Raw genomic sequence first — 25,374 nt, 5'->3', positions numbered from 1 at the left:
CAACTGCTGAAAAGACTTCGGTGCAATATGCACATCTTCTCTGCGCTTGCTCCAGGAGTTTTTGAAAATAAAGCTCACCATGAAATTTTTCAAACCCGCACCAGGAAGATTCAGTAATTTTCTGTTCATCATGGCGCGCAGCCAGAGCTTGAAGCCAAAGCGCTCTCCTTTTGTTGTCAGTCCTTCTTTAACACTTTGATTACGGTTCAGCAAAAGCAGATTGTGCAGGTCAATCTTTACCGGACAAACACTGGTACATGCGCCACAAAGTGAACTGGCATAACTTAAGTGTTTAAACTTTTCCATACCATCAAAGTGTGGTGTAATCACCGAGCCGATAGGGCCGCTGTAGGTACTGGCATACGTATGTCCGCCGATGTTTCTGTATACCGGACAGATATTCAAACAGGCACCGCAACGGATACAATTCAATGCCTGCCGCTTGTCGGGGTCAAGCATTAAGTTGGTGCGGCCATTATCAAGTAATACCACATACATCTCTTCCGGTCCATCGCTTTCGCCTTGTTTGGTTGGACCGGTCAGTACGGTATTATATACTGTCACCTGTTGCCCAGTGCCGCTTTGTGCAAGCATCGGCCAGAACAAGCCAAGGTCAGTTAGAGAAGGGATTAATTTCTCGATCCCAACAATCGCGATATGTGTTTTAGGGAATGTTGTTGAAAGTCTTGCGTTACCTTCATTTTCAGTAACGGCAATACCGCCTACATCAGCGATCAGGAAGTTGGCACCTGAAACACCTACTTCAGCATCCAGGTATTTTTCACGGAGTATTCTGCGCGCCGTAAGTGTCAGTTCCTGGGCATCGTCGGTATAAGGGATTCCTAATTTCTGTTCAAACAATACCGAGATGTCGTGGCGTGACATATGCATGGCAGGCGTAACGATGTGGTATGGTTTCTGTCCTGCAAGCTGAACAATATATTCGCCAAGATCTGTTTCGATCGATTCAATACCATTCTTTTCAAGATATTCATTAAAGTGAATTTCTTCGGTTGTCATGGTCTTGGACTTAACAACACTTTTCGTTTTTTTCTCTTTAAGGATCTTATGAATTTCTTTCAGTGCTTCTTCGGCATCCTGTGCCCAAATGACTTTGCCGCCATTTTTAGTGAAGTTGCTTTCAAATTCAATCAGGTATTTATCCAGGTTTTCGATCACCTGTGTTTTTATGTAAGACGCGCGCTGTCTGCCCAGTTCATGGTTGCTGAACTGTGACATTCCTTTCGCAACAGCATCGTTGTAACGGCCAATATTGAAATTGATTTTACGACGGTGTTCCGGGTCAAAGGTTTTAACATCGGCGTCTAGTAAGAACGATTCAGAGTTTTTCATATTTATTCAGTAACGTCTACTACAAGCTTATGATCTAAGTTTGCAATTTCCCACGCTGTCAGAAATACTAATTGAGTGATTTTTGTCATCTTATCAAACCGGATTTTATCAACAGTATCTGTCGGTTTATGATAATCTTCGTGAACGCCTGAGAAATAGAAGATCACAGGAATCCGGTTCTTGGCAAAGTTATAATGATCGGAACGGTAATAAAAACGGTTCGGGTCATCGTAGGAATTGAAGGTATAGTCGAGCTGGATATTCGGAGCGCTGGCATTTGCCTGCTCGCTGATCTTATGCAGCTCGGTGGATAAACGGTTGCTGCCGATGATGTATACATATTCCTCGTTATTGATGTGACTGGCATCTACACGGCCAATCATGTCAATGTTCAGATCAACAACTGTATTTTTCAGAGGGAACACCGGTTTGTCGGTATAATATTCCGAACCCATCAAGCCACGCTCTTCGCCGGTTACCGGCATGAACAGAACCGTACGTGCCGGAGTAAAGCCTTCCTTGCGGGCAAGAGAAAATGCCTGGGCAATTTCCAGCAAGGCAACCGTGCCCGAGCCGTCATCGTCGGCACCGTAGCAGATCTTTCCGTTCTCAATACCCAGGTGATCATAATGAGCAGTCAACACTACAATCTCTTCAGGGTGTTTCGATCCTTCAATAACACCTAATACATTTTCAGTATCTACCATGCGTTCTGTAACACCAGCCTTGGCAACTACTTTGGCAGATTTGAACGGATAGATATAGGAGTCTGTACCTAAAAGTTTATTGGAAGATTTACTCTGCGTATCAGATGCATAAGCGCTTGAAAGAAGCCTGGTGCTGAGCTTTTTTTTGTACGCTGCTAAATCTTCCTGCGTGCTTTTCAGCATTTCCGCCGCAAGGCTGATGGGAATGAAAAACGCACTGGCTTTCTTCTTATGTGTAAACGCCATGGATGGCGCCGTTAAATGTTCCTTCAAAGAATTCAGACGTGTTTCAAAATCCTGGTCGGTATTGCCAACAATGACAAATACAGCTTTCGCGCCTTTTTTGAATGCCAGCTCAGATTTCGCGCGCCAGTCGTTTGCCCAGCTCGAAGATTTTTTTGTTCCGCTTACCAGTGAAATTGAATCCCGGAAGGGTTCTCCTGTAAAGATGATAACACCTTTATCCTTTACATCCAGCGCCGCATAGTCGTTGTAGCTTTTAGATTCAATACCATAGCCCGCGCATACAATTTTCAGGGGTGTTGCCTCCGGCAGGCTCACATCTCCATACGCATAGAAGTCCTTGAGGAATTCCTTCTTCTTTTTATTGACAGTAATGTATACATCCGCCCATTTTTTTTCTACCAGGGTGAATTTTTGAAAATAGCTGTTGCCCGATGCCGAAGAGACAGGAGGAGTCAAGCCGAATTCCTTGAATTTGGCAGCCAGGTATAAGGCCGCTTTCTTTTGGCCGGCTTCACCGGTAGCCCGTCCTTCCATGCTGTCGGAGGCTACAATGTGCAGATAGTCAGATAAATCTTTTGCTGTAATGGATTTTACCGCCAGATCTTTGATCTTGTTTTCATCCGGTACGGGACGGGCATTGATCAATAACAGGCCGCACATCGCCAGCAGCGGTATATAAACGAATTTTTTCATAGAGGTATTCATGTGGTAAATCTACTAAATTTTACCCGAATATTATTTATCCACAGGCAGTTCCGAAAACAGCCCTTATGCCGCGGCAATTTTGTAAATTTGTGGTCGTTTCGCCGAAGACTCCTCTTCCGTGGAACGTTCCTTACTATTTAGTAGTTCTACCCGTATGAAAATCGATTTATCCCAAAGAGGTTCCTTCCAGGAAAGACACATTGGCACATCTGCAACAGAAAAAGAAGCGATGCTGACAGCTATTGGTGTACGTTCATTAGATCAGCTGATTGATGAAACCGTTCCTGCAAGCATCCGATTAGCAAAACCATTGCAGTTACCGAAAGCTCTGAGTGAAGAAGAATTCCTTGTTGAATTCAAAAAAGTAGTTTCTCAGAATCAGATCTATAAGACCTACATTGGTTTAGGATATTACAATACGATTACACCTCCGGTGATTCTGAGAAATATCCTGGAGAATCCTGGCTGGTATACAGCGTATACTCCGTATCAGGCCGAGATCGCGCAAGGCCGTCTGGAAGCGCTGATCAATTACCAGACGATGGTATGCGACCTTACCGGCATGGAGATCGCGAATGCTTCTTTACTGGATGAAGCAACGGCAGCAGCTGAAGCGATGACGTTAATACATAGTCTGCGCAAGGGCGGTAAAAAAAATGCGCAGGTATTCATTGTTTCTCCGAATGCGTTCCCGCAAACAATTGACGTGCTGCTAACACGTTCAGAGCCACTGGGTATCAAACTTGAAATTACAGATCCGAATACGGTTGATTATTCCCGTGCAGACATCTTTGGTGTATTGGTACAATCTCCGGACTGCAACGGGCTTACAACAGACTATACAAAACTGATTACACAGGCGCATACAAACGATGTATTGGTTGCATTTGGTGCCGATCTGTTAAGCTTAACCTTATTAAAAACTCCGGGTGAAATGGGAGCTGATGTCGTATTCGGCTCTTCACAACGCTTTGGGGTGCCGATGGGCTTTGGCGGTCCGCATGCAGGTTTCTTTGCAACGAAAGAAGAATACAAGCGCCAGCTGCCGGGCCGTATCATTGGTGTATCCATTGATGCGGAAGGTAAGAAAGCATACCGTATGTCTTTGCAGACACGCGAGCAGCACATCCGCAGAGAGAAAGCAACATCAAACATTTGTACCGCACAGGTATTGTTATCTGTAATTGCAGCTTCGTATGCAGTGTATCATGGTCCGGCAGGGCTTACAAACATTGCCAGACGTGTACACGGATTTGCAGCAGCATTGACTTCTGTATTGAATCAACTGGGTTTTGCTCAAACAAACCAGGCATATTTTGATACGATTGCTGTTCAGGCAAAAGGACAAGCAGCAGCTATCAAAGCAGCAGCAGAAAAACGTTTGGTGAACCTGCGTTATGAAAATGATAGTGTGGTAATCGCGTTGGATGAATCGGTTACAGTAGCAGATTTAACGGTACTTGCAGAGATTTTTGCAGAAGTAGCAGGTAAATCAGCGCTTGTTGCGGAACTGGTTAAGAATGTATTAACCATTGATTCGGTATTACCAAAAGAATTAGCGCGTACGTCTGCATTTATGACGCACCCGGTTTTCAATACTTACGATACGGAACATGAAATGCTTCGTTATCTGAAGCATCTTGAAAATAAAGACTTGTCCTTAACGCATTCCATGATTTCACTGGGCTCATGCACCATGAAGCTGAATGCGACGACAGAAATGATTCCGGTAACCTGGCCGGAGATCGGACAGATTCACCCGTTTGTACCTGCAGCTCAGGTGAAAGGTTATCATGAATTATTTAAGAACATTGAATCCTGGTTGTCTGAAATTACAGGTTTCGCAGGCGTTTCCGTGCAGCCGAACTCAGGTGCGCAGGGCGAATATGCCGGCTTGCTGGTGATTCGCGCTTATCATGAAAGCAGAGGAGATCATCACCGTAATATTGCATTGATCCCTACGTCTGCACACGGTACCAACCCTGCAAGTGCAGTAATGGCTGCCATGCAGGTAGTATTGGTGAAATGTGATGATGCAGGAAATATTGATGTTGCTGACCTGAAAGAGAAAGCAGCATTGCACAGCAAAAACCTATCATGCCTGATGGTTACGTATCCGTCTACACACGGGGTGTTTGAAGAAAGTATCATTGAAATTTGTGAAGTGATTCATAGCCACGGCGGACAAGTATACATGGATGGTGCGAATATGAACGCACAGGTTGGATTAACTTCACCTGGAAACATCGGCGCAGATGTTTGTCATTTGAATTTACATAAGACCTTCTGTATTCCGCACGGCGGTGGTGGGCCGGGCGTTGGTCCGATCGGTGTTGCGGCACACCTGGTGCCGTTCCTCCCTGGGCATGCCATTGTAAAAACCGGTGGTGATAAAGCTATCCATGCCGTATCAGCGGCGCCATGGGGCAGTGCAAGCATTCTTCCGATTTCGTATGCATACATTGCCATGATGGGCGCGGATGGCTTGACCAATGCAACTAAAAATGCCATCCTGAATGCAAATTATATCAAATCCCGTTTAGAGAAATTCTATCCGATCCTATATACCGGAACAAACGGACATTGCGCGCACGAATTCATTTTAGATTGCAGAGCGTTCAAAAATACCATTGGCATTGAAGTGGAAGATATCGCGAAACGTTTGATGGATTATGGTTTCCATGCACCTACGGTTTCTTTCCCGGTTGCAGGAACCTTGATGATTGAACCGACTGAAAGTGAATCTATGCAGGAACTGGATCGTTTCTGTGATGCGATGATCGCGATCCGTAAGGAAATTGCTGAAATCGAAAACGGCACTGCAGACAAAAACGATAACGTGCTCAAACATGCGCCGCATACGGCAAGTGTAATTACAGCGGACGAATGGACACGTTCTTATTCAAGACAAAAAGCGGCATATCCACTGCCATATTTAAAGACAACGAAATTCTGGCCATCGGTAAGCCGTATCGATAGCGCGTATGGAGACCGTAACCTGTTCTGCAGCTGCATTCCTACCGAAGAGTTCGCTGAAGCGGAAGCGTAATTAATTATGAATTATGAATTATAAATTATGAATTGGTAGTTGAAATGAATTCATAATTCATCTGGAAATAATTAATTTTAAAAGAGGAGCTTGTTTTAACAGGTTCCTCTTTTTTGTTTTATGATTCAGACACATTGGTCTCTGAAAGTTAAATGAGGCACAAGCGAATGCTTGCACCAGCGAGGATTCCGGTGGTTGGCAGTTTATGCCAGTACACATCATTTCTTATTATTAAAGTTTACCGGGTCATAAACGTGCCAGACCACGGCAAGTACATTCCTGCCGTGGTTCGGCACGTTTACGTGATCTGCAATGTAGTATTACGAGGTACTATTGTTCACGTAAACTGCCAACCACTTGTTGTCCGCTGACGCAAACTTTTCCTTATGCTTGATTTTTTGCGAGGCACACAAACGAATGCTTGCGCCAGCAAGGAGGGGGTAAACCCTTGGAGGGTTTAAGTTAATCGGATTAAAAATCCTTTTTATCTGGCTTCCGGATTACAAATCCGGAAGAGCTTATAAAGTTGAATGTGGCACAAGCGAATGCTTGCGCCAGCGGGAGCTTATAGGCACAAGCAAATGTTTGCGCCAGCGGGTGTAAATTATTACAGTAATATTTCTACACATGACACCAACTTCCAGCAATACAGTCTATGTTATTGGGCATTTAGTTTTTTATTTAAAATGATCAGGTTACTTCTAATACCATTAATTGTATTTATTTAATATAAATTCTTGGCAGTCTGATAAATGACTTGTTTTTGGGTAAAGTCAACAAATATTTGAATTTACTTTTCATTTTAAATGATTAAATGTTCATTTTTCAAGAATCTAACCTTAAAACAAAATGATAATTTACATTTAAGAGCATAAAATCGTATAATTAAGGTGGCTAAAAATTGTGCTTAAATAAGAATGAAGAAATTTTTAAAGAAATATTTAAATAAGCTTCTGGATATAGAACCGGGTGAATTAAAACCCGTGCTTTTACTGTTGTTCTTTTCATTCTTTCTGGGTATTAGTGTCGTAACGTATGACATTGGTTCCAGTACCATGTTCCTGGAAGTGTATGAACAGAACCGCATCTCTGAAGCATTCTTTGTTTCAGGTTTATTAGGTGTTTTCTCTACGTTGATCTTCGCGTATTTTCAGAAGCGTATTCCTTTTTCAATTTTAGCGCGCATTACTTTACTTCTTATATTAATCACAGTTGTTGTATTCAGCTACCTGCTTCAAACCTTTCCGGAAGTACACAAGTTACGTTACCTGGTATTCGCAAGCTTAGGAAGCATCAATGCATTGACGCTGCTTTGCTTTTACGGGATCATCGGTCGTTCCTTCAACCTGCGCAATGAAAAACGCCTCACCGGTACGGTTGACCAGGGACAGATGTTTGCAACGGTAATCGCGTTCTTCGTCGTATTCCTTATCCCGTCTGATGTACCCGTTGTGGATTACTTCTACTTCAGTGTAGGAGCCATGCTTGTATCTTTTGTATTGTACCAGGTCTTTATTCAGCAGCATCCGAACGAAAAACTTGTTACCATCAATAAAAAAGAAGAACTGGAAGCCTCTCCGGATTTCAAACAGCTTTTCAACAACAAGTATATCCGTTTGCTGGCACAGCTTTCACTGGTATCGGTAATCATTCTGCAGTTCATGGAATTCTCCTTTTTCTCTGCAGGTCTGGAAGCTTATAAAGAAGTATCGGCTGATGGACGTGTATACATCAATGATATTGACCTGGCGAATTTCCTTGCGGGATACGGAACCGTGTTAACGCTGTTCAATATGATCTTCCAGCTGGCAGGAGCAGACCGCATCATCAATACCATAGGTGTGAAGCTCTCCTTATTCATTCTGCCGGTGCTGCTGGGAGTCTTTTCTATTCTTACGGCTCTTGTCGGCGGTTTCTTTGGCGACACCAAGTATGATGCCTTTTTAGGGATCAATGAAACATTTATCCTCTTCTTTATCTTCGTTTGTCTGAGTAAGATCTTTTTACAAACCTGTATCGAATCCTTTGAAGAGCCGATTTACAAAAACTTTTTCCTGCCGATCAATGCAAAGATCCGGCACGATGTACAAACCAAGGTTGAAGGCGTGTTCCGCCAGTTTTCCGTAGTTGTGGCTGCAGGCTTCCTGATCCTGTTCGGTTTGCTTTCGTTCAAGCTGATCTATTTCAGCGTGGCACTTATCCTGGCGGTGTGTTTATATGCATATGTGATTGTGAAATTGTATACGGAATACCGTTCAACCTTACAGGACACGCTTACTACGCAACGCGGTAACCTGGATGTACTGGATGACAGCAATGATAAATCAGTACAGGCAATTCTGCTGCAGGAAATGAAAACAGATAATGCGACACGCATCATCAATACGCTGAAGATGACGGAACGTCTGGATCCGGCGCTCCTGGAAAAAACAATATACTCGTATATAAACCATCCTTCCGCGCGTGTACGCAATTATGTATTCAAGAAGATTGAAGATATTAAATTGCTTTCCGCAACAGATAATTTAAAAGGAATCATACACAGAACAGATACATCTGTTGAAACGAAAGCGTTGGCAGAACATGCGCTTGCAAATTTCAATGAAGTAGAAAAAATGATTTCTTCTTCGGATCAGATTGTGAAATTATCACGCTCCAAGAATCCGGTAGATAAAGAACTCGCCGTAAAACTGATCCGCAATAATTTTAATGAGGAAATGGCGCGCCAGCTGTTCGACCTGCTGCGCGAATCCAACCCACGCGTGCGGAAGTCGGCCTTGCTGACTGCAGGTACCATTAAGCTTACCCAATACTGGATGCTGCTGATTGAGAACCTGTCACTGCCAAGCTTCGCCAATGTAGCCTCATCAGGTCTGCAATACATTGGCGAGAAAGTTATTCCTACACTCGATCTGGCCTTTTACAAAACAGGTCAGAACCTGCAGACCAAGATCCGGATCATACAGGTTTATTCCAAGATCGGCGGGGATAAAGCCATTGAAGCATTGTGGAGCAAAATCAATTATCCCGACCGTAAAGTTGTATCAGAAGCGTTGCTTGCCTTGCGTAACCTGGCATACATTGCCAAAGGCGAACGTGCCAGTAAAATTAAACAATTGCTGATGCAGGAGATCGGCTTGTGTGCCTGGAAGATTGCCGCGCTGGATGAGATCAAGGAGCACACTGCACCAACACCTTTGTACCAGGCATTGATTGAAGAGATTGAAGAGAATGATGAAAATATTTTCATGCTGTTATCCTTGATTTATCATCAGGCTTCTGTGAAACTGGTAGAAGAGAACATTAAAAGCCGTACGGTTGAAGGCGTTCTATACGCGATTGAATTGCTGGACGTATTTGTGGATGATGAATTGAAACCTATGCTGGTACCGTTGCTGGATCAGATTTCTCTTTCTGAAAAAATTGAGAAGCTGCAGGCGCATTTTCCGCGGGAATCTTATGATGAAATAACGATTCTGTTTCATCTGATCAATAAAGATTACAATGAAATCAACCGATGGACAAAAGCCTGTGCCATCAATAAATTACTGACATTGAAAAATGTGAAAGTAAATGACACCATGATCGCGAATCTCTTTAACCCGGATCGCCTGATCCGTGAGATTACCGCGCAGGTAATCAATACGGTTTCACCAAAGAGCTATCAGACGCTCTGTGATCGTATTTCTGAAAGACACAGAAAAGAACTGGATGCATTGATCTTTTCAACCAAGGCTACCAAATGGAAAACATTGATGTTCTCTAAAATTACCTTCCTGAAATCGATACCGGTGTTCTCGCATATTTCAGGAGCCTTGCTTGCTGTAATGGCGGATTATATTGAGGAGGTATATGTGAAAGCCGGAGAGGTCATTCACCAGGGCAGCGTAAACGGTACTCATCCCGTGTCGATCGTTTATTCAGGTATGATCTCGTTAACAAGAGCCGATGGTTCCGTGGAAGGCGAATACGGATCAAAATATTTACTGGGCGATGAATTGATCCTGGATACAGATGTGATGAACTATACAGTGACAGCATCTGAAGATACCATCCTGTTTAAAATTGATAAAGACCGATTCTTTGATATTGTTTCCAGTTACTATGTGTTGTCGCGCGCAGTAATTCCTGCATTGAACAATGAACTGGAAGAAGCATATAATAAAAACGAATTAGTAGCTACTAAATAAAAAGCAAGAACGAAATGGCTTTTGAATACGACATATTTTTGAGTTATACAGAAAAGGATAATGAAAGGCTCCCCGGGCATGATACCGGCTGGGTAGATAATTTTAAAAAATTCCTTGATACGTTGATCTCACAATTGCTGCAGCACCATCCGAAAATTCTTACGAGTCAGGATACCGCGGCACAGGGTATCAACCCATACGAGAAAGCCTGTGTAGTGATTTACCTGGTTTCTCCGGAGTATATTGTTTCCGGTGAGTTCATCAAGGAAGCAGAATACCTGCGCCTGCTGATGAACAGTCCGATGCAGATGCGCATTGACGGCAAACTCAGAATGTTCAAGGCTTCGAAGTCTTTTGTAGAGCCGGAGAAATATCATCCGCTGCTGCGCGAAATGGTAAGTTATGACCTGTTCATGTATGATCCGTTTACCGGACTGATGAAAGAGTTCAATGCTTTCTTCGGACAGGATGCTGAAAAGACATACTGGATGCGCCTGGTGGATCTGGCCTATGATATTTATAAAGTAATCTATTACAACCAGCCGCAGACAACCGGCAGCGACAATAAACATAAGGCAGATACCATGCCGGATGAATGCGTGTATCTCGCTGAAACCGGAAATGAACTGCTGATCCAGAAGAATATCATCCGTCGTGAGCTGGAAAGACACGGCTATCATGTACTGCCAGATAAAATGCTTTCCCTGGATGCGCCTGATACGGCTGAACGGATCAAAGCGGACCTCGATAAATGCAAACTTTCCATTCATCTGATGGGAGAGTCCTTTATCGATGAAGATTACGACCAACGCGAAGAAGTGCGGCTGATGAAGCTGCAGAACCACATTGCCGTTGAATACAGCAACAGCAAAAAGAATAGTACACCATTCAGGCGACTGATCTGGATTCCGCAGGATATGAATTTTGTGGATGACAAGCAGCAGTTATTAATGGAAGCCTTTGTGAGCAGCACAGAGTCCATGAATGGCGCGGAAGTTTTGAAAATTCCGATTGAAGAATTTAAATCTCTGATCAAGCGTGAGCTTGCAAGCATTAAGGATGAAAAGGGACACAGCTACATCATTCCTGATGCAGACCTTTCTTCCAATAGCGGTAAGAATATTTATGTAATCGTTGACGCGATCGACCTGAACAAATGCCAGCCCGTGGTGAATCATTTAAAACAAAACGGATTTGATGTACTGCTGCCGATGTTTGAAGGTGATATCATGGAGATTCGTTCCCGCCACCGCAACAATTTAAATGCCTGTGATTCGTGTCTGATTTTCAGTGACCAGGTTTCCGAGCAGTGGCTGAAAAGTAAAGTGCTGGATATCCTGAAAGCACCAGGCTTCGGCAGAAAGAAAAACATGATCGGCAAAGCGATTTATCTGACCACAGATAAACCAATCGATCTGGAATATTACAAAAAATATAATTTCTCCATCATCCGCGCAAATGCCGGAAACTTTGAGAAAGACATCATTCACCCATTTCTGAAACAAATAACAGTATAAGAGTATGAGCGATTATCTACATCTTATCGATCAGGAACACATTGGACTTACGCGTGCGAAGCAGAATCCCTTCCCGGGGCTACGTGCCTTTCACGTAGATGAGAGTCATTTATTCTTCGGTAGAGAAGGGCAGAGCGATGAAGTTCTGGACAAGCTTTCAAAAAATAAATTCGTCGGGATCATCGGTGCCTCCGGCAGCGGTAAGTCCTCGTTTATGTTCTGCGGTGTCATCCCGATTTTATACGGTGGCTTCCTTTCACACATCGGACCCAACTGGCATGTGATCACGACACGTCCCGGCGGCAGTCCGATTGACAATCTTTCTGAGGCCTTGCTGCAGAAGGATGGAAGCTACCTGGTTGCCGACAACGATGACAAGCTGCTGAAGAAAACCATTACTTCTACTTTGCTGAAGAGTTCTTCTCTTGGTTTGATCGAAGCCGTGAAGCAGCTGCATCTCGACAATGGGCACAATGTATTGATCGTAGCCGATCAGTTTGAAGAATTGTTCCGTTTCAAAAGAAGTGAGGATACCAGTTCCACCAACGAATCGCTGGCCTACATCAACCTGTTGATGGAAGCAGTGAAAGACCTGAAATCGAATATTTACGTGGTGATTACCATGCGTTCAGACTTTATCGGTGATTGCGCGCAGTTTCCGGAGCTGACCAAATACATCAACGAGAGTCACTATCTGATCCCGCAGATGGTGCGTGAGCAGAAGCGTCTGGCGATTGAGGGTCCGGTTGCTGTTGGCGGCGCGGAAATTTCTTCCCGTCTGGTACAGCAGTTGTTGAACGACCTGGGCGATAATCCCGATCAGCTGCCGATCATCCAGCACGCATTGATGCGTACCTGGACATTCTGGGCAGAGAACCACGAGCCGGATGAAATTCTGGATCTGAGACATTACGAAGCCATCGGCTCCATGTCCGGCGCCCTGTCGCAGCATGCCGATGAAGCATATGATGAATTGACTGAGCAGCAGAAATTCTACTGCGAGATTTTATTTAAGACATTAACCGAGAAAGGTTCTGATTCTGCCGGCATCCGCAGACCGACAAAACTTTCCACGATTGCAAAAGTTGCAGGCTGCAGTGAAGATGATATGGCACATATCGTGGATCACTTCCGCGTGGAAGGAAGATCCTTGCTGATGCCGCCGGCGCATATCAATCTGGATTCAGATAGTATCATCGATATTTCGCACGAAAGTCTGATGCGGATCTGGACCCGTTTGAAAAAATGGGTGGAAGAAGAAGGCGAATCTGCACAGATGTACATCCGTCTGTCGGATGCAGCTGCCAGTTACCAGATCGGAAAAGCCGGTCTCTGGAGACCACCCGATCTGCAATTAGCCTTAAACTGGAAACAGAAAAACCAACCGACCTTAGTCTGGGCGCAGCGTTATGACTCAGCCTTTGAACGTGCCATGGTATTCCTGGATACCAGTAATGCTGCGCATGAAGAAGAACAGCGCCTGAAAGAGCTTGCGCAGAAGCAGGCTTTGAAACGTGCGCGTACCGTGGCATTGGTGCTGGGGATCTTTACGATCATGGCCCTGGGTTCACTTGTATTCTCGATCCTGCAGATGGTGGAAGCCAAAAAGCAGCAGGAGAAAGCCGAGAAGAATGAAAAAGTAGCCAATGAACAGAAGATCGAAGCGGAAAAACAAAAAGGTATTGCTGAAGAGCAGACCAAAGAAGCGCAGCGCCAGAAAGAATTAGCGGTTATTGCTGCCGATGAAGCGAAGCACCAGCAGGAGATCGCAGAGAAGAACGCCAAGGAAGCACAGCTGCAACGGAACAAAGCCGTACAATTTGCGGCCGAAGCAACCAAGCAGCAGAAGATCGCGGAGATGCAGAGCGAGCTGGCACTCTTCAACGAGCGTGCCGCTACGGCCCAGAAAGACCGTGCGGATAAACTGCGTCTGTTATCCATCGCGCAATCCATGGCGGTGCGTTCCGTGCAGATCGAAGACGAATCCATGCGTAAAGGCTTGCTTGCTTTCCAGGCATATGAGTTCTACGATAAGAACGGTGGTAACGTAAACCAGCATGAGATCTACGATGGTTTGTATTATGCATTGAAAGATTTGAAGAAATCGGAATACAATGCGCTGCACGGACATAAAGACGCCGTGAAGTCTGTGGTATACGGCCACGACGGAAAAGTACTGTACACAGCAGGTTCAGACGGCAAGATCCTGAAGTGGGACCTGGCAACGATGAATCCGAAACCGACGGTAGTATATGCGAACAATTATGCCTTCGGTGGCTTGTCGATCAGTCCGAGCAGCCAGTACCTGGCCTTTGGGGGGGCCACATCGAACGTGCGTATTGTGAATACGGCAAAGCCGGAAGCAGAGCCGGTTGTACTGAACGGGCATCATAAAAATGTATTCTTTACACAGTTTACTTCTGACGGTACTTCGCTGATCACGGCGAGTCTGGATAGTACCATTGTGGTATGGGACCTGGCAACCGGTAAATCTTCATCGATCTACAGAGATAAAGGCATCATCAAAGCTGTTTCTTTAAATCCGCAGGGCAAAACCATTGCGGTGTCAAACGATGATGGTGAAACCACCATCGTTTCGCTGGACAATGCATTCACACCGTTCATCATTGATAAGAATATCAACCCGATCAACAGCCTGGTGTATAGCCATGGCGGGGAGTTCCTGGCAATCGGTAACAGCATGGGACTGATCCGCATCATGGATGTGGAAGGCAAGCGTCTGGTCGTAGCACTGCCGGGACATAAGGCGCGTGTGAATGAAATGCAGTTCAGCAAGGATGATTCAAAACTGGCATCAGCCAGCTTTGACGGAACCATCCGTGTGTGGGATCTTTCGGAACTGAGCGAACAGCCGCTGGTGCTGAAAGACCACAGCAACTGGGTATGGTCCATGACCTTCAGTCCGGAAGGCGATAAGCTGATCGCGGGCTGTGGGGATAACCTGATCCGTGTATGGCCGACCAGCAGCAAGATCATGGCCGACCAGATGTGCGGCCTGCTGAAACGCAACATGACCGGGGCAGAGTGGAAACGCTATGTAGCGAAAGAAGGTGTTCCGTATGAGCGTACTTGTCCGGAACTGCCAAGTCAGGAAGAAAATATGGATAAAATATATTAAGGAGGAAACAATGAAAAAGAGATTCACTCCGCTGAGTACATTTTTATGCGCTGCTGTACTGTTCCTGTTTGCAGGGACTGTACAGGCGCAGAATAAGAACAAAGATTCGATTATAGAGAACCGCTGCGTGCAGCTGCTGCGCGATGCCGAGAAGACGTATGAGGCCGGCCGCATCAATGTTATTGAAGACATGTTGCTGCCGTGCATCCAGAGCGACGGGTTCAGTAAGTTTGAAAAACTGCAGGCATATCGTTTGATCATTCTTTCAAAGCTGTTTGATAACCGCGATGAAGAAGCTAACCGGTATTTCCTGGAGCTGATCAAAACAGATCCGGAATACCAGGTGAACCCGGTGACCGATCCGTCTGAATTTATCAACCTCTTTAATTCATACCGCACCAATCCGGTGTATTCACTGGGCTTTAAAGTAGGCATGAATTCAACCAAACCGAATTCATTTGTGCCTTATGGGGTATATAACACCGAAGAAAACACCGGGGATTATAAAGGCTTGCTGAATGTACACTTCGGTTTTAATGCAGACATCTATCTGAATAAGAAATTCAGTCTTGGTGCTGATGCATTATTATCCTTTAAAAAATATCAGTACAAAAATACGCTGATGGATTATTCTGAACTGACCTGGAAAGAAACACAGCTGTGGCTGGAGCTGCCGGTGGTGCTGAAGTATACAATGGGGCAGCAGAAGCTGCGCTATTATGTACAGGGCGGCGCGGCTATATCCATGATCATGAACGCGAAAGCGAATGTGACGCGGAAAGATATCAATACGCAGTCGAATCAGGCAATCGGGCCGGATATCAACACACGTGACCTGCGCAACATGTTCAACTACTCGCTGGTAGCGGGTGCCGGTCTGCGTTACAAAGCCGGTTACGGCTACATTGTACTGGACGCAAAATACATGTACGGGCTGAATAATATTTCCGACGTGCATGATAAGTACAGCAACGCGGATCTGGTTTACAAATACGGGTATGTCGACAACAACTTTACCCTCAACTCACTGATGTTTTCTGTAGGCTACTACAAGTCGTTCTACAAGCCTAAAAAATTACCTACACATGAAAAATAGAATACAGGCATCTATCATTTTTCTTTCGCTGGCATCCCTGGTGCTGGTGTTGGGCAGCTGCCGCAAGGAAAAGATCAAGCCTGAACAGGCAAACAGTTTTATAAAATATTACGGCAAGGGTGGAACCCAGAAAGCCGGCAACGTGGCGCTTACGCCCGACGGCGGTTACATTCTGGTGGGTACAACGGATTCATACGGGAACGGCAAGGATATCCTGGTGGTTAAGACCGACCAATACGGAAATGAACAGTGGAGTAAGGTACTTGGCGGTGCTGGCGATGATGAGGGGAATTGTGTCATAGTATCAAACAATGGCAATTATATCCTCACAGGTTCTAAAGCAGAGGCTGGCGGAACAACTACAGATGTGTATGTGGCGGAGTTATCTGCCAGCGGAGAGTTAGTAGGTTCAGAAATTTTATATGGCGTTGCCGGGCAAAATGATATAGGAAACCGTATTATTAAAACACTGGATAATGGATTTGCAATTGTTGGAACCGCTTATTTTCATAGCAGTGTAAAAGATACCAGTGCAGTATACCTAGTTAAATTGGATCAGGGGAAAGTGAAACAATGGGAATCTAAATATGGAAACAATAATGTTGTAAATGTCGCTACATCAATTTGTCAATATTATGATACGGTTTATGTAACAAGTGCATACACAAATACGCCTGATATGTTGATTACTACGGGAAGAATACAAAAAGATCCGTTCTTTTATAATCCCAAATCAAATATTGGTAAAGGCGGTATAGATCCTTCTATTGTTGGTGCAACAGATGTTTTGATAGGTAATAATCATAGTAGATACATATTAGGAACTACAAATAGCGGGAATATCTTTATTGCTAATGTAGATAATAATGACGCGAAAGTTTATTTTAAAGCATTATCAAATCTTCCACAAGCAAAATCTGCTGCATTTTTAAAAACGTTTGATGGAGGTTTCATCATCACTGGGTCAGAGATGAGCACAGGAAGTTCGGATATTTTAGTGGTTCGTACAGATGCAAATGCTAATGTAATCTGGTCGAAAACATTTGGTGGTACAGGTAATGATTACGGATCTTCTGTTGTGCAAACCAATGATGGTGGTTTTGTGGTTTCCGGAACTATCGCATTTGGTGGTAATGCAACAGGGGCAAATGATGTGATATCATTGATCCGTATTGATTCAAACGGGGAATTGAAATAAAAATAGAATTATATAGAATAGATATTGTGTTTTTGATAAACAAATAAATCAAATGAAAAACATCGTTTTAATAATTGCAGTGTTGTTTTGTGTACATACTATACAAGCCCAGGTTGTAGTTACATCCGGAGGCAATGTCGACATGTGTGTAGGTGGTGCATATAAAACAATACCGGATTTTAAAGTTGCAGAGAAGGTTAATACAGATTTTAATGCTTCAACAAGCTTACAGACATATGAATTAAGTGCACCGAACAATTTTGAATTCAATCCGGGAGTGGGATCTGTTACAACACCTTCCTCTACAGATATATCGTTTGCATATTTAAATGTAACGGCAACTAAAATAACGTTGAATTATTATTTAAATGCGACAGCTCAAAAAGATAGCTTTATTTTTAAAAATATTCAGGTGCATGCAGTAGGAGCTACATCATCAAATGATTTACGTTTTACTGGGGGAAGTGCTTCACAAAATCAGAATAATCAAAATCAGTATGTGCACGCACATTTTAATAGTAATCAAGCTTACGTTAGTGTAAATGCTTCACAAAATGTAGTATGTACAAACGCTTCTGATATTACATTGAATGGAAGCCCTGGTGGTGGTTCATATTCTGTTTCACCATCCACATCAGCACTTTCGGGAAGCACCTTCAAACCTTCACTTTCTGGTGCGGGCTTATTTGTCGTCACATATACAGCAAGTCAAAATGGATGTACTGGTTTAGATACAGTCCATATTACTGTAAAACCTATTCCTGCAGTTACTTTTTTTGGTTTAGCAAGTAGTTATTGTAGTGGTGATAATGATGTACCATTGACAGGTTTTCCTACCGGAGGAACTTTTTCAGGAAGTGGCATTGTGAATACTTCATTTTTTAGACCATCTAATGCCGGGGTGGGAAATAATAAAAATGTTACCTATACATATTCTTCAAACGGTTGTACAAATACGGCGACTATGCAAACATCTGTAAAGCAATCGCCTACTGTTTTTATAACATTGAATCCCGATCAAAATAATTATTTTAGCGCACAGGATTCTGTAATTATAGGTGGAACTCAAAATAACCCTTCGTCAGGGGGAGTAATCACAGTATCTGGTAATGGAGTAACGTCTTCAGGGGGGTTAGATTTATTTCACCCTAATGCTGTGGGCCAAGGTAATAACATTGTTATTACCAGAACTTTGACAGCCCCCAATGGCTGTGCAACATCTGCAACTAAAACTGTTTCTGTAGCGCAATCTGTAGGAGCTACTATAAATGGATTAAGCGCTGCTTATTGTAAAAATTCCAACGATGTGACAATGACTGTTAATAATGATCATGGAATATTTTATGCATATTTTTTATTAGGTGGTACTCCTTATTATTATACTCCTCAAGTAATCATTGATAATAACATTAATGATGGTAGCGCGTCTTTTTCTCCTGCTAATGCTCCTTATATTGGAGAATACATGATTATATTTTCAGGTGCTAATGGTAGCGCAACTACCACAGTTGAAGTTACAGGTGCTCCAGCTTTGGTTTCAAGTAATATTGATTCTGTTTACTGTAATTCTCAACCATCTTTTGCAATTGTTGCAAGCGGATCCTCTGGAGGGAATGTTTCTTTTTCAGGATCAGGAATAAATAACAATACCTTTTCTCCTGGTGCAATTAACTTAGGAAGTAGTAATTCTTTACTTACAAATATTTCTTATACTTATACTGACGTCAATAATTGTAAGGTTTCGGGAAATATAGGAGTGAGAGTTAAGAAAACTCCTACAGGATTATCTATATTAGGATTAGATCCTAAAAATAAGTATTGTGATAGTATCAATTCATATTCATTGACTGGAAGTCCTTCAGGGGGATATTTTAAACCAGGTATTGGTATGGGAACAGGTGTAAACGATACTATTTTTTATCCTCAGGATGCCGCTAAGAATAATAATGGTGTATTGACTAAGGATTATAAAATCACTTATATCTATAATGATCCTCAGAATGGGTGTCAAGCTTCAGTAGATTCTATTGTCCATGTTTCGACCTTACCTGATGTTTTAATGGGAGGTTTAAATTCGAAATATTGTTCAAGTGATCCTGCAATTGATATTTTATCAAATGTAGTACCAAGCAATGGTAAGTTGTCGATTAAATCATCTGACGGTTCAATAGCTATTGCGCCAGGAACATTAGATAATTCAGGAATTTTTCATCCTAATGTTGCTGTTCCTGGTTCTTATGATATCTCGTATAAATGTATTAATTCAGCTACTGGATGTTGGAATACAGCTACTAAGACAACAATTGTAAATGCGATACCAAATACTAGCTTTACTAATTTAGATACAATCTACTGTAAATCTAATGCAGATATCATATTATATGGTTCGCCTGTAGGAGGGATTTACTCAAGTTTGACTGCGCCTTTAACAGGAGCTGTGTTTAAACCTTCAGTAGTAGGAAAGCATAATATAACTTATACCTATACGGACAAATTTGGCTGTACAGCTTCTATGACTAAGAATACAATTGTATATGGAATACCTTTGTCTGCAGATAATACAAAACCACAATTTAAATTATCAACCGTATGTGAAAAAGATTTTATTACCTTAAGTGATTTATCATCCCAATTAAATACTGACAACGGTGCAAACAGTTTTATAAAATCATGTTACTGGAAAATAGATAATATAGTTTACTCGAATACTTTTAAGAATGATACAACATTACAATTAACTGCGGGGAAGCATACATTCACGTATCGATTGACAACAGATAAAAACTGTATAAATGCTACAGTTGATACTGTAATTACCATCGGTTCATATCCTAAAACAAACTTTACCTGGGATAAGATCTGTAATAAAGAAAATACTAAGTTTTATAATACCTCTAGTATTGTTGAAGGAAATATTACAAACGTTGTCTGGGATTTTGGAGATGGTAAACCAAAAGTTGATTTAAATCTACCTGAATACAATGGAGACACTAGTCATACATTTATAAATGCGTTAACTGATGTGCCGTCAACTTATTCAGTTATCTTAAAAGCTACAAGTGATTATAATTGTATCTTCTCGGACACCCAAAAGGTATTTATTTTGCCAGCACAGGACATTACTTCCTCTCAACCATATTCAAGCGATTTTGAAGTAAATAATGGTGGCTGGATTGCGGATGCACCGATTGAAAATTTATCAAGCTGGAAATTAGGCATAGCAGATAAATCAGCTATAAAATCAAATAATAATGTATGGGTAACAAGCCTTGATGGTTCATTTAATCCAAAAGAGGTTTCATATGTATATAGCCCTTGTTTTACATTGAAGGATATTACAAAACCAATGATACATTTAGATATCTGGTCATCCATGATTAATAATGTTGCAGGCGCCAACTTACAATATGCTGTGGATGGCACAACCTGGAAAACCTTAGGTAAACGGAATGAGTCCGGAGTAAACTGGTATAATAATACCGGAAACATTGTAGCCAGACCTTCCGGTACAGATCTGGATCAGAATGGATGGACAGATACCAATACGGTAGGTTGGAAAAATGCTCGTCACATTTTTGATAAGGAATTAGGAAGCAGTAAAAATATTCGTTTCCGTATTGCGTTTGCAGGGACAGAGGAAACGACAGATGGTTTTGCTTTTGATAATGTATGGATCGGAGATCGCACAAGATTGATTTTAGCAGAATATTTTACAAATAATTCTACATCTTTTACAAAAGTCGAAAATGCAAAACTGAATGATTTAGTAACAGATAATTTAGTGAATAACGAACCAAAAGATATTGTGAAGCTAGAATATCATACGGCCTTTCCAGGACCTGATCAGATTAATGCACGCAATATTCCCGATGCCGGTGCAAGAGCACTTTATTATGGAGTTACCCAGGTTCCTTATTCCTGTATTGATGGATCTTATTTCAGAGGCAGCGCCTTTCAGATTGATACCAATACAATCAATACACGGGCCTTATATGATCCCGCGTTTACATTGACTTTAGAGCCTGTACTTGTAAATAATGTTGTTTCCGGTAAAGTAACTGTAGAAAATAAAATCAAGGTTAAAAATAATGTGACGGTATATATTTCTGTATTGGAGCGTTTTGTTAATGGGATCGTAGGTGCAAATGGTGAAAGCAGCTATCAGTGGGTACATGCGAAGTTCTTGCCAGATGCCGCAGGTACAAGTTTTAATTTTGCTGCTGTCGGTGATAGTAGGACGGTTAACTTTAGCTTGCCTTTTGGATCAAATAATATTTATAATCCCGAAAAAATAGCGGTTATTGCTTTTGTTCAGGATAACGTAACCAAAGAAATTTACCAAACTGCATATAAGGGTTTAGGCGCTACTGTTTCAACCGGAGTATTCGATCCTACTGAAACAACATCTACCGTGTCTTTATATCCGAATCCTGCTGACAATAGTACTACTGTAGCATTGAATGGTAAACTTTCAGGTAAATACAATTGGATGGTCGTTGATGAAATGGGCAGGGTAATAGATGAAGGTACTCTTACAGATGGTGCCGATGGGTTTACGATCAATACAAGCAATTATGCAAACGGTTTTTATACCCTTCGTTTAAGCAATAGCAATGCTGGCGTGAAGACGCAAAAGTTTGTGGTGATACACTAAGTAATTATAAATTTATCCCGCCACGGCGGATCATAATTTAACTATAACCTTCTGAGCTTATTTGATCTTTTTGGTTTTCAATCAAATTGTTAAAACTAGCCTAGGAGGTTTTTGTTTCTATGATTAATTCAACACTTTCTTAATATTTTTACTTACTAATTTGTAATAATATGCTTATTTTTGGAACAATAAAATTATAGGATTTTAAGTTCCTTAATTTTATCAAGTACCATTTTATATTTTCTTTTAAAGTCTTTTAACTATGTTTCGTACAATCAGCTGCTTTGTATCACTTGTGGTAAGTGTATGTGTGTTCTCGTACCAGTATTTTCTTCGGATATTAAGTTAATCAGAAGTATTTACTCTATTTATCTATCTATAAAACCTTCACTTTCAAATTTATCAGTATTATGGAAAAATTTAATAAAGCTTTTAAAAATATTTTTGTAAAGAAATGTCTAGTCGTTATTTTGTTGTTATTATTTGATTTTATTACAGCTAAATCGCAGGTTATTGTTACATCTGCCGGTAATGTTAATATGTGTGTTGGAGGTTCTTTTGTTTCCATTCCGGACATTAAGATTGCTGAAAAAAATAAAACGGATTTTGCTATTTCTGCAAATGTACAGACCTATGAATTAAATGCTCCACTTAATTTTGAATTCAACGCGGGAGTTGGTAATGTTATAATCTCTGCATCGACAGATATTTCTTTTGCAGATTTAAATGTGACTCCTAATAAGATTACGTTGAATTATTTATTAAACACAACCACTCAGAAAGATAGTTTTATATTAAGAGGCATCCAGGTGCATGCAATCAATACTACTTCATCTGGTGATTTATTATTTACTGGCGGTACAGCTTCCCAAAATCAAAACAATAAAAATCAATATGTGCACGCGCACTTTGAGAGTAAGCAGGCCAATGTTGATTTGACGGTCGCGCAAAAAGTTGTTTGCGCCAATGCTGCTGACTTAACATTAAATGGAAGTCCAAGTGGAGGTAATTATACTATATCTGAATCTAATACTAGTCTAGTAGGAAGCATTTTTAGGCCGAGTATATCTGGCCCGGGTTTATTTGTATTAACATATACTGCTAATCAAAATGGTTGTGTCAGTTCTGATACAGTTCATATTACTGTTAAACCAATTCCTGCAGTAAATTTTTCTGGAATGCAGAATTCGTATTGCAGTAATGATGCAGATGTAACATTGACAGGATTTCCGAGTGGCGGTGTTTTTTCAGGAAATGGAGTTTCGGGCAACACTTTTAAACCAAATACACTTTTGCCAGGAATTACTTCGGTAACATATTCATATACAAATTCTGTTGGTTGTCCGAATGTATACACGCAGTCTGGTATAAATATTCTTCAGGCACCGTCGGTGACAATTGCACTTACTCCGGATCAAAGTATTTATCCAACTACGAGCACGTCTGTTTCAATTTCAGGCACTCAGACAAATCCATCCTTTGGTGGTATAATTACATTATCAGGTAATGGAGTGAGTAATATAACAAACATGTTTTATCCAAGCGTAACTGGTGTTGGTACTTTTGATATAACAAGAACATTAGTTGCTCCTAATGGCTGTACAGCCAGTGCTTCCAAAACTATTACTGTGGCAACTACTACTGGATTATACATTAATGGATTATTACCTAAATATTGTGTAGGAGATGGTATATATGGATTATCGTCCAATGGAGGCGTAGGGAAATTTACGGGGCCAGGGATAACGGATGTTGATGAGGTTAAGGGAACTGCGAATTTTTCACCGGATGGAATTATTTTTTCAGGTCAGGATACAATGATTACAATCTTTTGTGATTATTCAGATTTAGACATAATGGTATTTCAATATGTTAGAATTTTCAATAAACCAAAGGTTTTAATACAACAAGATACAAGGCAGAATGCTATAGGATTTAGAACTGATTTTTGCAGAAATGATGCAGCGGTTCAATTAACTACTTCTGTGTCTCCTACAGGAGGTACAACTACGTATTCAGGCGTTGGTGTTGAGTTTATTTCATCGGCATATATGTTCAATCCTAAAATTGCTTCATCTGTTAATACTGTTACAGTAAAATATACAGATCTTAATGGATGTATCAATACGGACTCTAAAATTGTGAATGTTAATGCCATACCTGTTCCTTACTTTACTATATCATCGTATTGTGAAGGAGATGTTATTCATTTGAAAGATTCAGCATCAGTTGTGTTAGGGAATGGAGTAAATGATGTTATTAATAACTGGAAATGGCAGGTAGATAATTCGATTTATAATAATCAAAATATTGATTTAGTTCTTCCTGCCGGAAATCATACTATCAAATATACACTTACAACGCAGGCTGGTTGTAGTGAGAGCGTACAAAAAAGTACTTTTATTGGTCCGTATCCGAATATAAGCTTCTCATGGGATAAAGTTTGTAATGGAGATGTTACAAAATTTTCAAATGCTACCTCTATACCTAATGGTACAGGATGGATTGATACAATAGTATGGAATTTTGTGGGGATTAAGGATACTATTTTTAAAGCCTCCAATCATAACCCTTCAGTAAATTATTGGAATTATAATTACAAATTTTTAAGTCCTGGTGTATATACGGTGACGCAAACAGCAATAACGAATAACCATTGCAAAAGTATTGATTCGCAAAAGGTTTTTATATTTCCAATGATTGATGTTAGTATAGATATCCCATATGCAAATGATTTTCAGACAAGCCAAGGAGGATGGATTCCAAGTACTGCTGCTGATACAGCTTCTTCCTGGGCTTGGGGTTTTGCGAATAAGTCTATTATAAAATCACGCTCAAATAACGATTTTGTGTGGGCTACAAATTTATCGGGATCTTATAAGATGAATGAACATTCTTATGTGTACAGTCCATGTTTTGTGCTTGACGATTTAGACAGACCAATGATTCATATGGATATATGGTCTGCAACCCGTGCAAATACTTCCGGTGCAAACTTGCAATATACATTAAATGGTAAGGATTGGGAGACATTAGGTAATACAAAATCCGGTGGTATAAATTGGTATAATAATGGAACCAATATAAGTTCCCGTCCATCAGGTCCTACATCATTAAATCAAAATGGGTGGACTGGGACCGATTCAACGAACGGATGGAAAAATGTTCGTTATGTTTTAGATGATGTGATTGACAAGAATAAACAAATTCGTTTTCGAGTATCCTTTGCAGGTACAAATCAAAAGACTGATGGTTTTGCTTTTGATAATGTATGGATCGGTAATCGTATAAGGTTAATACTTGTAGAAAACTTTACAAATAATACTAGTATAAATGCTAAGACTGAAGATGCTTCTTTAGATGATTTAATTACTGCGAATCTTACTTTAGACAATCAACCAAGTGATATTGTAGAATTACAATACCATGCTCCTTATCCAGGGATTGATCAAATAAATCAACGGAATGCAGGTGAATTAGGCGCAAGAGCTTTATATTATGGGCTTGGTAATGAGATACC

General features: G+C 41.3%; 11 protein-coding genes. 8 read left to right on the top strand and 3 right to left on the bottom strand.

The genetic code is table 11. The features are described 5' to 3' along the window. Nucleotides 1-1,353, bottom strand: a 1,353-nt coding sequence (locus ACTHJT_RS16180; protein WP_440240104.1) for a LutB/LldF family L-lactate oxidation iron-sulfur protein, incomplete at its 3' end; no start/stop codon positions are given. Between the two features lie 2 nt (nt 1,354-1,355). Continuing rightward, entirely contained in the window at nt 1,356-2,999 is a 1,644-nt protein-coding gene (locus ACTHJT_RS16175) for a M28 family peptidase (RefSeq protein WP_440240102.1), read from the bottom strand. A 166-nt stretch (nt 3,000-3,165) separates the two neighbouring features. Here ACTHJT_RS16175 and gcvP point away from each other — a divergent pair, with 166 nt between their 5' ends. The 6 genes from gcvP to ACTHJT_RS16145 all read left to right on the top strand — a co-directional run bounded on the left by gcvP (nt 3,166) and on the right by ACTHJT_RS16145 (nt 17,200). Beyond that, nucleotides 3,166-6,060 (top strand): aminomethyl-transferring glycine dehydrogenase, encoded by a 2,895-nt coding sequence (gcvP, locus tag ACTHJT_RS16170; protein ID WP_440240101.1) that lies wholly within the window; start codon nt 3,166-3,168, stop codon nt 6,058-6,060. 917 nt (nt 6,061-6,977) lie between these two features. After that, the gene (locus ACTHJT_RS16165) at nt 6,978-10,250 is read left to right on the top strand and encodes a cyclic nucleotide-binding domain-containing protein (RefSeq protein WP_440240099.1); all 3,273 of its coding nucleotides are present in this window, start codon (nt 6,978-6,980) and stop codon (nt 10,248-10,250) included. Nucleotides 10,251-10,264: 14 nt separating this feature from the next. Continuing rightward, the gene (locus tag ACTHJT_RS16160; protein WP_440240097.1) at nt 10,265-11,767 is read left to right on the top strand and encodes a hypothetical protein; all 1,503 of its coding nucleotides are present in this window, start codon (nt 10,265-10,267) and stop codon (nt 11,765-11,767) included. Between the two features lie 4 nt (nt 11,768-11,771). After that, on the top strand, nt 11,772-14,906 hold the full coding sequence (locus ACTHJT_RS16155) for an nSTAND1 domain-containing NTPase (RefSeq protein ID WP_440240095.1): 3,135 nt from the start codon (nt 11,772-11,774) through the stop codon (nt 14,904-14,906). Between the two features lie 10 nt (nt 14,907-14,916). Continuing rightward, nucleotides 14,917-16,002: a porin family protein gene (locus tag ACTHJT_RS16150; protein WP_440240093.1), complete on the top strand. Its 1,086-nt coding sequence runs from the start codon at nt 14,917-14,919 to the stop codon at nt 16,000-16,002. Next, complete coding sequence (locus ACTHJT_RS16145) at nt 15,992-17,200, top strand: hypothetical protein (RefSeq protein WP_440240091.1); 1,209 nt, start codon at nt 15,992-15,994, stop codon at nt 17,198-17,200. The genes ACTHJT_RS16150 and ACTHJT_RS16145 overlap by 11 nt, the downstream gene beginning before the upstream one ends. A gap of 48 nt (nt 17,201-17,248) precedes the next feature. Here the strand turns inward: ACTHJT_RS16145 and ACTHJT_RS16140 are convergent, their stop codons facing one another. Next, nucleotides 17,249-17,470, bottom strand: coding sequence for a hypothetical protein (locus ACTHJT_RS16140; RefSeq protein ID WP_440240089.1), 222 nt, complete (start codon nt 17,468-17,470; stop codon nt 17,249-17,251). Nucleotides 17,471-17,552: 82 nt separating this feature from the next. Here ACTHJT_RS16140 and ACTHJT_RS16135 point away from each other — a divergent pair, with 82 nt between their 5' ends. Together ACTHJT_RS16135 and ACTHJT_RS16130 are read left to right on the top strand one after the other, a co-directional pair. Continuing rightward, on the top strand, nt 17,553-21,854 hold the full coding sequence (locus ACTHJT_RS16135) for a T9SS type A sorting domain-containing protein (protein WP_440240087.1): 4,302 nt from the start codon (nt 17,553-17,555) through the stop codon (nt 21,852-21,854). A gap of 410 nt (nt 21,855-22,264) precedes the next feature. Then, on the top strand, nt 22,265-25,374 hold a 3,110-nt coding region (locus ACTHJT_RS16130; protein WP_440240085.1), incomplete at its 3' end, for a hypothetical protein.

The organism is Cytophaga sp., assembly GCF_051961495.1.
Lineage (GTDB): Bacteria > Bacteroidota > Bacteroidia > Cytophagales > Cytophagaceae > Cytophaga.
Note: the sequence above shows the minus strand (reverse complement) of the source record. Positions and strands in the feature narration are given on the sequence as shown.